Origin of the sequence: Actomonas spartinae, from assembly GCF_051209155.1 — a bacterium.
In the GTDB taxonomy this organism is placed as follows: domain Bacteria; phylum Verrucomicrobiota; class Verrucomicrobiia; order Opitutales; family Opitutaceae; genus Actomonas.
Window position 1 is genome coordinate 299,255 of the sequence record NZ_JBPJGB010000004.1, and the last position, 12,558, is coordinate 311,812.

Consider the following 12,558-nt stretch of genomic DNA (forward strand, 5'->3'; position numbering starts at 1 on the left):
TGAACGCAGTGAAACCGCTATGCGATCTACGGCGAAAGCGTCAGGCGGGCGATGTAGGACCAGTCGTAGCCGGGGTTGTGGTCGGGGCCGGCGTCGAGGCGGAGCTCAAAGCGGTGATCGGCAGGGATGTTGAAGTGTGCGGTCTGCGGACCTTGGTCTTCTACGCGTGAGCGCGGTTGCACAAAGTCCTCCCAGATCAAGCGGTCACGTCCGTCGGGGCCCTGCAGGTAGGCGCGAAAGCGCACACCGTCGGTGTCGCGTTCTTTCTCCCAAATTTCGGGCATGATGCCATAGACCAGTTCGGCGCGGCGGTCGCGGGAGAGAGGTTCGTAGCGCAGGCCGCCGGGCGGGTGGATGTGCAACACACTGACGTCGCCGGCCTGCATTTGCGCGGGATTGTATTTGGCGAACACCGCGTCGGGCACGGGTTGGGTCTGATGAAACATGGTCGCCATTTCATCCGCGGCCACGGGCTTCCAATCGGCGGTGATGAATTCCAAGCGGGATTCGCCCGGGCCCATGCGATCCGGTCGTTGGGGACGCACGCTTCCGGTTCCCTGCAGGGCCGCGGCCATCGGCTGCAACTCGGCGCGGCGCGCTTCACTCACAAAGATATCCGCATGCGCCGTGGAAAGCACCGGCACGGTGGAGAGACCGAGCTCGCGGCAGCGGTAGTGCACAAAGGCGGTGTCGCCGGCGACGGAATCGAGCGCCACCAGCACCGTGTAGTGATCCGGCGCGAGTGCGGCGAGCGAGGCTTGCCAGGCGGTTTCGTCGGTCTCGTGCGTGCCGCGGATCGCGGTCATGCGCCGCTCCGCATAGAAGGTCACCAAGGGATCCCATTCGCGCCCGTAAACCAGCACCACGTCGTCCGGTTGGCTGAGGGTTTGGATCAAACCGGCCAATTCCGGCACCGGCCGGTCGCGCGCCTGACTGCGCCCGAGGCCGTCGAGATAGGCGTAACCGGCGTGGGCCCAAATCGCGATGCCGGCGAGGCCGGTGGCCAACCAGCCTAGACGCGGGTGGGGGAAACGTTGGCTCAAAGCAACGAGACCAAGTCCGACCGCCAAAATCAAAGCCGGCGCGACCGCGACGTGGTAGTAGTCGTGCACGTAATACAGGTTGGCGAAAGCGATCGGTCCGCTGGCGACAATCACCAGGCACAGTCCGATCGCGACGCGCAACGGACGGCGGCCCCAGACCAAACCGGCCGCCACAAACAGGAGCGTCCAGTGCGGCAAAATCTTGTCCAGATGTTCCCACCAGCGGACCCACCACGCGGGATCCAAGCGCTGCGCCAGCGTGCCCCAGTTCCACTCGGCCAGCGCGCTGGAGGTGAGGAAGTCCGCGTAGGGGTGCGCGGCCTTCACGGCGTCACTCCAATGCGTCCAAACCACCGCGGCCACGATGCCGGGCAGGGTGCAGAACCCCGAGCGATACCACGCCACGCCACCGATACGCCGCCAGCGCGCGACCGTGAGCAGGAAGGCGACGGGCAAAACGACGGCAAAGGTGGTGACTTTGGTGAGGGCGGTGAGCACGCCCAGCAGTGTCGCAGTGAACAACCACGGTCGTTCGAGCTCGCCCCGATGCAGGGCTTCGACCCACGCCGCCAACCACCAGAAGGCGAGACTGGTGGCCCAGGTTTCGATCAGGACGGCGCGCGAGTAGTGCACCCAGAGCGCGGAGAAACAGAGACCGAGCAAGACCACGACGCGCTGTTCGCGTCCGAGTTGCAGTCGGCTTAGGAGCAACCAAACCGCTGGCAGAAGACTGAGTGCGCCGAGTGCGGACACGAGACGGCCCGCCGCGACGATGTCTCCGCCCGTGATGAACGCGACGCCGGCCGTAACGAGCTGGTAGGACGGAAACTCCATTGGCACATTCCATGGCGGTCCCAGCCCGTTGAAGGGCGTGAGCGGAGTGATGCCGTTTTCATGCAGCAGCCGGGCCGTGATGGCGGTCTGCGCTTGGCGGGAGCTGTGCGAATCGGTGAGCGGCAGGCTCCAGCCCCGACTGACGCCCCAGCCAAACCACGCCAAGCCGAGTATCAGCGCAATCAACGCGAGCGGATGGAGCGAGCGCAGTGCTGCGAGGAGGCGTTTCATGTTTCGCTGGTGGCGGAGCGCTGGCCCCAGGCGAACCATGGCGCGAGCACCCAGCAGGAAAGAATCAGCGGCACGGCCGGGCCAAGATAGGCGCCGATGACCGCGGTGAACGAGGTGGCGTCGACCAGCGCGCACACAAGTGACAGCGCGAGGGTGCCGCCCCACAGCGAGAGCAGCAACGCGAGGCGCGAGCGTGACGCAACCTCCCGGCGGGCGCGCCAACCGACGACGCCGGTCGCCACGAGGGCGAACACGCTCAGTGGCCAGCCGATGAGCGCAAACAGTCGATAGATGATGATCCGCGCATGCGTTGGCAGTTCGGGCACTTTTTGTTCCAGCGCCGGTTCGGCGTGGAGGAAGGCGGCGTAGTCGACGATCTTTTCGGGATCGCCGCGCGAGAGCACGGCGCGGGCTTTGAAGTCGGTGAAGCGCACCAACAAATCGATGGCCCGGCCCCACGCGCGCAGCATGCGGTCGTTGTAATCCTCGTGCCACACGGGGAAGAACCCGTGACGCGGGGCGCCGCCGGCGAGGTCACCACGATCAACCGCCGCGTTGATCTCATCGGCGACCTGTTGCCAATACGCCTCGGCGGCAGCGGCGTTGGGATAGTGACCGGCGCGGGAGGCGGCTTGGCGCAGGGCCCATTGATACCAACCGCCGCGGATCTCCTTGAGCGCGCGCGGGTGGTCCGGATTCTCCTCCCAACCGGGACGCGACCAGACGCGGGTCATCTCACCTTCCATCTGCGCGCGCAGCTCGGCGAAGGCCGGACTGTGCGGGTAAATCAGTTCGCGGGTCGCGGCGGTGACGGGAACGCCGGGAATCGGGTCCGGTTGGGTGACGCGCAACATGGCGCCATAGGCCGCCGGAAAACTGCCGTCGCTCACATCGACGCCGATCCACACGCCGTAATGGGCCTCATTCACGGCCCGGAGGGTGGTGCGCACGCCGACGAAACCGAGCAAGGGCACGAGCAAAACGAGCAACCACCGCCAGCGTCCGTCCGTTTGCGCCCGCCACCCCGCCACCACCGTGGTGCCGAGCAGCAGCAAGGCCGTGGGCACAAGCCAGATCCCCTCTTCGCGCGAATACCAAAAGGCGCCGCCCGCCAGACCCGCGAGCAGAGCCCAAGGCAGAGAGCGCCACCACGGCAGGCGCACCCGCGTGAGCAGGCCGATGAGGCCCCCGACGGCGAGCAAGGTGAGCGCCGGTTGAATCCCGGCGCGCAACACCCGGCCGATCAATTCGGCCGAGAACGAGTGAGGCTGAAACACCAGCACCAGCAACAAGGCGCCCCGCACCGTGGGATGTCGCACCCACGGCGCCAACGCAGCGATGAACACCAGCGCGGCCAGCGCATCGAAAAGCACGGTGTTGAACTGCAGCGACTGGCCGGTGGCCGAGGACAAAGCCACGAACACCGAGTAGGCCGGTCCCTTGGCGAGGGTCAGTTGCCAGAACGGTCCCAGCCAGTCGCCGTCACGCACCGAGATCGCCTGATTCAGGAACAGCTGATCGTCGTGCATGGCGTGCGAAAAGATCGTCTGTTCGAAGTCGGAAACGAGCCACAGCTTGGCCGCGATCGCCAGGGCGGCGATCACCACCTGCAGGGAGGTCCGATGCGCGACCGGCCACAACAGGGCGCCCAGCGCGAGCACGGCGCCCAGCGCGGCGCAGATAGCCAGCCACACAAACACCGCGCTGCCGCTGGCGGCGAAGGGTGTATCCAGCGTGATGTGACGCACGAAGAAGGTGAGCGTCGAATCATCCGGCAGATCGATGCGCACGGCCCGGCTCGGGCGCAGGTCCCAGGTGGCGGTGAAGCCGGCGTCGTCGGTCGGCTGCATGACCGCGGTGACGACCCAGTCCTGGTTGATGGTGACGACCGGCAGCTCGGCGGGCGCCGGGTAGACATACCAGCCGTCGCCGCGGGGTTCACCGTCAAAGGTGATGGTGAGGCGGGTGAGCGGCCGACTGCCGCCCGGCAGGATCAGATAACCGTAAGGGTCGCCGTTGATGATGTTGAGTTCCCGCGTGACGGGGTCCCAGGAAAGGTTGTGCAGCTCGGTGAAGGCGATTTCGGCCGGGGCCAAAACCACGTGCATCTGCGTGCGACGCACGCCGGCCAGCACCGCGGCCACCACCAGCAGGATCGTTGCGATCGCCAGGCTGAGTTTACGTCCGCTCATCGGCGCAGTCGCAGTCGCACCATGTCGACGAAGAAGCCGGCCAGGGCGAGCTGCAGCGAAAGAATCAGGCAGGTCACGCCGGGCACGACCCAGCGCAAAATGCGGGAGGGCGAAAGTTCGCCAAAGGACACCTGCTGCCATTGCAGCACCGCTTCGATGGAGAGACCCAGGCCCAGCGCGGCGAGGGCGACTGCGCCGACGATGCCGCGCTCAAGGGTGAAGCCGGCAAACGGCGGTTGGGACTTGGCCCCGGGGCCGCCGGGCGCGAGGCCGGCTTCGTGCACGAAGACCTTCGAGATGACCGCGAAGGCGACGGCTTGGAACCCGCACAGAATGGCGGCGGCGGCGTAGAGCAGGGTGTGCACGTCGAGCACGATGCCGCCGACCGGCAGGGGACCGCGCAGCAGCGCGCCGAAGCCGAACACGCCGGCGCCGAGCAGGAAGAGGCCGGGCAGGAAGAACAACCAGCGCGGACTGAAGAGCAGCATGAACCGCAGGTGGCGCCAGCCATCGCGCCACGGGCGCAGGTGAGGCGGCCGGTCCCGGCCGTCGGGACGCAGGGATACCGGGGTTTCGACCATCTTGAGACCGGAGAGCGAGGCCTTGATCACCATCTCGGAGGCGAACTCCATGCCGCCGGTGCGCAGGTCGAGGCCGGTGAGCGCGGCCTTGCTGCCGCCACGGAGGCCGCAGTGAAAATCGCGGGTGGGGATGTGGAAGAAAAGGCGTCCCAGAAAACTCAATACGGGGTTGCCGATGTAGCGGTTCTTCCACGGCATGGCGCCGGGTTGGATGCCGCCGGCGAAGCGGTTGCCCATCACGATGTCGGCGCCGTTGCGCAAGGCGTCCAACATCGGGCCACACTCGCGAAAGTCGTAGGAACCGTCGGCATCGGCCATGATCACGTAGCGACCGCGCGCGGCCTGGATTCCGGTGTTGAGGGCGTGACCGTAGCCGCGTTGGGCGACCGGCACGACGCGCGCGCCGCCGGCTTCGGCGATGGCTTGGGAACCGTCGGTGCTGCCGTTGTCCGCGATGAGGATTTCGGCCGCGACGCCCAGGCGGGCGATGATGTCCCGGCATTCAGCCAGGCAGCCGGGCAGCGTGAGGGCCTCGTCGAGGCAGGGCATGAGCAGGGTGAGCTCGATGTCGGCGGAGTCGGTCATGTCTGAGAGCGAAAACGGCGACTCAACCACAAGGCGGCGCCACTGAGCAACCACAGGCTGCCCGAGATGAGGGTGGCACCGGCCACAGTGCGGTGAGCGGGCGCGGCGCGTTCCGCGCGCAGGCGGGCGCGCCAGCCGCTGGCCCAGGTCGGATCGTTGGTGAAGACCGGACGCGTGACGCCGAGCCAACCCTCGCGATCGGGGCGTCCGTCGAAGAGGTAGAGCACGGCGGACCAGCCCTGCCAGGCGCGCACGTCGACGGTCCAGGTATACCATCCGGTCTCGGGGTTGGGCCCATCGTAACCGGCCCACTGGGGCTCGCCGCCGTGGGGCGGGACAAATTTCCAGCGCAGGCCGTTGCCGTGGGCGCAAGGGAAGCCGGTGAAGAGCAGGGAGAGATGATTGGCGGTCACCGGAATCGGGTCGCTGGCCAAGGTGCCTTGAAAACCGCTCGGACCGTCGATGGCGGTGCCGTGGGTAAAGGGACGCCAGGTTTCGGGTTCGAACAGGACCGCGCCCGGGGTGCGCGAGGGATCGACGTCGCCCTGGCTTTCGCGATTGAAGCGCAGGTCGGCGAACGAGAGCGTGGGGTCGGCCGGCGCCATGAGTTGGCGGATGCGTTCGGTCGGATCGAACTCCAAAGGCAATTCCCAACGAGACCATAGTGCGGCGAACGCGACTCCGGCGCTGGCGCTGGCGAGCCAAAGTTTCAGGGGAGTCCAGGTGGAGGGACCGGGGTCGACGACCCCGGTTACCGTTGTTCCGCGACCGAGGAGCAGACCGGCGCCGAGGGCGGTGAAACCGAGCAGAGCGAAGGCGATCCGACCGTCGAGGATGAGCGCGGTGAGGCCCCCGAGACGACCGTGGTCAGCGCGGGCCTCAGGCGCGCCGGTTTCGGGCGGCAACAGCGCGCGGAAACCATCGCGATCGAGCAGCGCCTGCACCGAGGGTGGATACGTAAAGAGCAAGGCGCCGCCGCGGTCGAGTGACAGGATCGCCGGGTCACGGGTGGCGATGTAGTCGTGGACGCGTTTAAGGTTGGCGGGGTTTTCGCGGAAGCGGTTGGAGAGGTTAAAACCGGCGTGGCTTTCGGTGGATTCCCACCAGAAGCCGTTGATCGGTGTCACCAGCCAGGCGGCGGCGAGGAGCAGCAGCAGGGTGCGAATCCAGCGCGAGCCCCAAACGCGCCAGAGCAGGCCGAGGGCGGCGGCATTGGCCAGAAAACCGAGGGCGAGAAAGTCGCAATAGCGCGAGGCGAAGGTATAGGTTTCGGCGGCGCGGCCATAGCCGATGGCGGCGGCTTGTCCGCCCACCCACAGCCCGGCGACCAGCACGAACGCGGTGGCGGGTCCCAGGCGGCGACGGCCAAAGGCGTCGATGGCGAGCAGCAACCAAGGCGCCCACAGCAGGAAGGCCCAGGCGGGATGGTCGGTTGGCCACGCAAGTTGGCGGAGCGTAACTTCAACCGCGAGTGGCACGGAGTCGGCCCGGTAGTGCGCGGTGGTTTCGAGCGACGGGAAGAACGTGAAAAACGCGACGATGGTGAGGAGTGCGAGCGCGGCGTTGACCGCATGGTAGCTGCGCGAACCGTCGGTCCGCCACCAGCGCCAGACGCAGAGCGGCAACAACGCGAGGTGGACGAGGATGGCCGAGTGTTGGGTGAAGAGCACGAGCACGCCGAGCACCTGCGCCAACCACCAGCCGGCGTCGCGGGTGGTGCGGGAGCTGAGCAGGTGCAGGTAGCCGACCGAGAGCAGGATTTGCAGGTAGGGCAGCGACTGGATGCCCCAGAGGGTGTTTTCCCAACCGATGGGCAAGGCCATGATGGCGCCGGCGAAGAACGCGTAGATGACCCGCAGGCGTCCGCCGAAACCTGGCAGCACGCCGCGCAGGAAAACCAACACGGCGCTGGCGAGGATGAAGGCGTTGAAGGTCGTCTCGACCAGGTTGTTCCACTGGCCGTTGAGCCGGAGCAAGGCGAACGACAGCATGCGCGTGAGCACCGGCCAGTGGTCGTTGAGCGGCTGAAAGAATGTGCGGAACGAGAAGGTGCCGTCGAGCCAGGGACCGATGAGTTCAACACCGGTGAGTTGCCACTGATCGCGGTAAGGCAACACGGTGCCGAAGATCGCGATCAGATCGAGGTGGGCCGCGAGGGTGAGCAAGGCGCCGCCGAGGGCACAGAACCACAAACCAAGGGGGACTGGGGGGCGGTCGGACACTGCGTTTATTCGATCACGATGTCGGACCACGTGGTCCAGTCCCAAGCCGGGTGGTTGCGGATGCTGATCTCAAAGCGCAGGCGTCCGGCGGGCAGGTCGCTGGTGTCGATGTCGAAGTCCTTGAGGCCGCGATCGTCCTCGTTGGAGAGCGGTTGCAGTTCGCGGGCATAGAGTTCGCGTTCCTCGGAGCCGTCGGCGCGGGTCCAGATGATGCGGAAGAGCGCGCCGTCGGTTTCGCCGCCGTTGCTGTAGGCGCCGGTGGGATAACCGTGGGCGCCGCGCACGTGGCGGGTGCCGGCCGCGAAGGGGAACTCCATCATGCTGGGCGCGTGCATCACGATCGCCTCGCGGCCGTCGATCTCGAGTTTGGAGGGCGGCGTGGCGGCGACAAAGTCGGCCGGCAGCTCGGAGAACATGGAGAACTTTTCGCGTTCAATCTGCTTGGCGTATTCCTGTTTGAGCGCGGTGGGTTCGAGCGCGGACAGCGAGACCAGCGCGCTGCGGGCGAAGAAGTGTTCGTGCTCCGGATCGACAACGATACGGACGGATTGAACGGTGCGGGGCGCCTCGCCACCGTGGGCTTCGAGGTAGGTCTCGAAGTCGGTGATGATCGGGTTGATCTGGAATCCGGCGCGAGCGGAGGTGAGGGGCAGGCGATAGGGGATGATCTCGCCGTCCGAGGCCGTGACCTCGAGGTGCACGAGCGGCGGTTTGTAGAGGAAGCTGCGGGCCTTGCCCACGAGGCTGAAGGGCAGGTCGATCTCGATCCAGAGATGGCGCGCGCCGAATTCGCCGAGGTTGAGGTTTTCGCCCACCGGCAAGTCGAGGGTGCGCAGGCGACGTGGTTGCAGGTCGGCGATGGGTGGGTGGCTGTCGCGACGCTTGAACAGGTAAAAATCCTTCTCGAGCAGGCGGAAGGTGTAGAGGTGCGGGAAGAGCGCCATGAGCTGCGAGTCGTCCATCAGCAGCGGGCGCTCATCGATGGACTGAAGTTTGAGCAGCAGGTATTCGGGCGCGGCGTCGGACGCGATGAAGGCGGCGTTCAATTCGGCGAGTTTGGGCGTGTAGACCGAGTAGCTTTGGAAGACCGGGCGCGGGGTGTAGTTGAAGCCGTTGAAGAGCGCGATGGCCTGCTCGTAGCCGAGCACATCGAGCGAGGCGTCGCCGACGACGAGCTGGGTTTTGTCGAGCTTGGCTTCGCGGCGCCAGTGATCGACCGAACCGTTGAGGTCGCCGCGGAAACGTTGCCAGTCGAAGACGTCCCGGAGGTTTCGCTGGAGCTTCTCGTTGGTGATGTTGGGCGCGTAGTCGATGTTGGACGTAAAGGTGCCGCGCATGCCCGAGAGGCAGAAGAAGGCGGTCGCGACGAGCAGCAGGCGCGGAATCCACCGGGAGCGGGCCAGGGTCTCGCCAAAGAGCGCGGGAAAGCCGATGGCCGGCACGAGCGCGCAGTAAAAGAAACCAAGCATGTGGCCGTCGGCGCGGACGAAACCGTGCTTCCAGTTCAGGAAAAGAAAGGCGGCGAGGATGAGCACCAAAGCGGCCGAACGCAGGCGGTCGGGCTGGGTGAAGGCGTGCCACACGAGATAACCGCCCAGTCCGGCGAAGGTGAGCATGGCGAGCGTGAGTTGGCTGGCGTAACCCGTCTCGCCGCGCGGCGTCGGCAAGCCCATGGCGGCTTGGTAGCCGGAGCTGACGTCGAGCGAATTGAAAACGTAGGCCGGCAGGTTGAGCAGGGATTGTCCGCAGGCGGCCCAGAGAACGAGAAAACCGAGCGCGAAGGAGCCGAGCAGCCACAGGGCGGGGCGCCGCTCGCCGCGGATCCAGCCAAACGCGACCGCGACCACGACGACAAAACCGGCGAAAAGGAGGTTGGTGAATTTGACGACAGCCAGAAAGGCGAGGAAGAGGCCGACGAGCAGGGGGCGCGGGTTGCGCGATTCAGCCAGCGCCTTGACACTGCTCCACCCGCAAAAAGCGATCACGATCATGTGCAGGGCATCGCCGTAGCCGACGCCCCACAGGATGAAGAAGGTGAAGTAGGCGAAGCGCGAAAGGCCGGTGAGCGGCCGGCCCATGCGCACAATCATTGCGGCCGCGATGGCGGAGAACGAAACCTGGAAAACGATGTAGGCCCAGAAGTAGAGACCGACGTAAGTGTTGCCCAAAAGGAAGCCGAGCGGACCGTAGGTGAAGACGACTTCGGTGCCAAATTGGTAGTCGCGGTGCAGGAAGTAGGCGAGCGCCTGACGCCAGGACGAATCGAGTTCAAGCAGCGGCTTCTGCGGCAGCGAGAGCGCCAGCAAGGTGAGCAACAGCCACAGCAGGGTTTCGCCCAGCAGGTAGGGCTTGGGCTGGGTCTGGCCGGGGATTGGCGTGGAAGAAGAAGGCGTGGCCGCGACGGACATGTCAGGCGAAGGATTGAGGGCGTTTCCGATCAGCGTCCATCGGAAGTTATGAAGGCGAGGTCGACCCACTGGGTCCAGTCACTGGACGGGATGCCAGCGGGGCCGGGGTTGATTTCCAGCTCGAGGATGCGTGGTCCGTCGGCGGCAGGCAGCGCGAGGTTCATGAAGCGCGGGCGCTGTTCATAGGCGTCCGTGGTCGGCAGGAGGAGTTGTTGGAGGAGCACCTGGGTGCTGCCGTCGGGCAGAAGCGTGCGAACAATGAACTCGGCGCCGTCGCTGGGCGCGGGGTTGTCGGCCGCGTAGGCCGCCGGCGGCAGGGTATAGAAACCACGGAGCCGTTCGGCCTCCGCTGGAATCTGGTAGCGCAGCAGGGAAGGCGCGTGCATCGCGAAGCGGCGGGTGCCGTCGATGGTTTCGGCGCGCGCTCCCAGCAAGGCCAACACCCCGTGGGCGGGCTCGGCGGCGGACACGATGGGAATGGCAAAAAGATCGGCCTGCTCCGGGGTCACGTCGGTGGTGCTGACCTGCAGGGCCTGGCTGGCGCCGGGTTGCCAGGGCCCGGCACCGAGGCGCACCCAAGGCGTGAGTTCGACGCCATCATTGGCGGCTTCGATCTCGTAGGGGATCGTCAGGTGCACCGCGGCGGTGGTGTTGAGGGGGACCGCGGCGATGAGTTCGTTGCCGGCGGTGAGGGCGAGGCCGGTTACCGGTTGTTCGGCCGATCCCCAACTGGAGAGGCCAAAGCGGCGTGAGCCGGGGGACAGGTTTTGCGGGAAGTGCACGGTGGCGTTGCCGGTGCGATCGATCGCGGTGCGCTGGCTGGGGTCGAGCGCCGGCGCTTCCTCACGGCGCAGGTAGAGACGGAAGCCAATCGGGTTGTATTGGGAGGCTTCGATTTCGACGTAGTGCGCTTTCACCCAATCCTGCAGGCGGGGGAACTTGGACAGCGGATACTTGGAGAATCCGCGGTGCGTGAGCAGCGAAGCGTCGATAAAGACCGGGGGCTTGGATTGCTCGAGGTCGGCCATGAGGTCGTCCATGGCGTTGGGCAGGATGGCGTAACTCGTGTCGATGCCGGGGCCGATGTTGGTCCAGGGAATGAGACCCGTTTGGAAAGAGCAGTAAATGAAGCGCGAGGCCGGTCGGCGCTCGGCCAAGGTGTAGATGTCGGGGTTGTAGCCCCACACGAAAATCGGTGCTTCGGCGGGCGCGTTGGCCTGCACGATGTCGACGATGCGGACGGCCGGATCCTCCGGCAGCGCTGAGAAATTCCGCGCTTCGCGGGAGACCCAGAGTGCGGGCAAAGCGAAGACTGCGGCGAGCACCGCGGTCGGAATCGCTCGCGGCAGGCGCAGGGCGCGGGCGAGTGCGCGGGCGAATCCTGTTGCCGCCAACGCGGCGATCCACGCGAACGGCGCCAGGCATACAATGAGGTAATGATCGTAGCCGCGACCGCCGGAAAGCGCGGAGCCCAGCGACATGGCGCACCAGGTGAGCAGGTAGACTTCCACCGGGCGGGCTCGGCGCATGGCGTCGCTGGGTTGCCATTGCAGCACGCGCCACAGCAGGACGAGCCCAGCGGCGAGCCCGGCGATGAGGAAAACCGGGTAGTGAGTCCACAGTCGCAGAATCCACGGCGACATGGAGGTGAGTTTCTCCGCGAAAGGGATCTCCGGCCCGTAATACTTCACGTTGTAGGTCCAGGCGTAGAGCCAGAAGTCATCCCAGGCCCCCGCGGCGGCGAGCAGGGCTCCGGTGAGGAGCAGCGGCGCGGCGAATCCGGCCAGCAGGGCGAGCCCTTGGCGCGCGGTCTTGGCGAGGGATTGGGTGCCGGTGAGGCCCAGCACGGCCAGCGTGACCAGGGGCGCGCCGAGCTCGAGCAGGGCGGATTGTTTGCTCAGCACCGCCAAGCTCAGCAACACGCCGATGCCCACGCAGCGGCGAATCGACAACGCGGCGTCGCGACCGGTCCAAAATACCGCGGCGGCCGCGGTGGTGAAGAGCACGACGAACCACTCCGTGTTGGCGGAGAACATGTCGCCTTCAAAGAGCAGGTAGCTGGTCGTGGCCCCAAATCCGATCATCGCCAACATGGCGGTGAGACCGCCGTGTTGCCGCCGCACCGTGAGCCCGAGCAGCAGGGCGGTGAGGGCAATCATGCCAGTGATGACAATACGCACGGCCGGCAGGTCGATGCCGGTGACCGCAAAGATCGCGGCGACGACGTAGTAGGTGAGCGGTGTGCGTTGATCGATGGCGTCGCGGTAGATGACTCCGCCGTCGAGCAGAATGTCGGCGACCGAAGCGTGGATGGTCTCATCGACGTTCCAGATCTTCACCGGCCAACTGGGCGCGCGCAGCCAGAAGATCCAGCCGACCACGAACAACCCGATCAGCAGGGCGGGCCAGTTTTTGCGAAGAAACGGGAGGAGGGACGACATGTGGGTGCTAGGCAGATCAAA

At 66.2% G+C, this 12,558-nt stretch carries 6 protein-coding genes; all 6 read right to left on the reverse strand.

Annotated features, from left to right (window positions below; all coding sequences use genetic code 11):
- Nucleotides 1-26: 26 nt before the first annotated feature.
- From AC0MRV_RS18155 to AC0MRV_RS18180, 6 genes are read right to left on the reverse strand one after another with little or no spacing between them, the layout of a single operon-like run.
- Entirely contained in the window at nt 27-2,108 is a 2,082-nt protein-coding gene (locus AC0MRV_RS18155; RefSeq protein ID WP_472765928.1) for an ArnT family glycosyltransferase, read from the reverse strand.
- Nucleotides 2,105-4,300 (reverse strand): hypothetical protein, encoded by a 2,196-nt coding sequence (locus AC0MRV_RS18160; RefSeq protein ID WP_472765929.1) that lies wholly within the window; start codon nt 4,298-4,300, stop codon nt 2,105-2,107. Before AC0MRV_RS18160 ends, AC0MRV_RS18155 begins: the two co-directional genes overlap by 4 nt.
- A complete protein-coding gene (locus AC0MRV_RS18165; protein ID WP_472765930.1) occupies nt 4,297-5,466 on the reverse strand; it encodes a glycosyltransferase family 2 protein in 1,170 nt (389 codons plus the stop codon). Before AC0MRV_RS18165 ends, AC0MRV_RS18160 begins: the two co-directional genes overlap by 4 nt.
- Entirely contained in the window at nt 5,463-7,688 is a 2,226-nt protein-coding gene (locus AC0MRV_RS18170; protein WP_472765931.1) for a hypothetical protein, read from the reverse strand. The genes AC0MRV_RS18165 and AC0MRV_RS18170 overlap by 4 nt, the downstream gene beginning before the upstream one ends.
- A gap of 5 nt (nt 7,689-7,693) precedes the next feature.
- Complete coding sequence (locus AC0MRV_RS18175; RefSeq protein ID WP_472765932.1) at nt 7,694-10,096, reverse strand: hypothetical protein; 2,403 nt, start codon at nt 10,094-10,096, stop codon at nt 7,694-7,696.
- Between the two features lie 29 nt (nt 10,097-10,125).
- On the reverse strand, nt 10,126-12,537 hold the full coding sequence (locus AC0MRV_RS18180; RefSeq protein WP_472765933.1) for an ArnT family glycosyltransferase: 2,412 nt from the start codon (nt 12,535-12,537) through the stop codon (nt 10,126-10,128).
- Between the last annotated feature and the right edge of the window lie 21 nt (nt 12,538-12,558).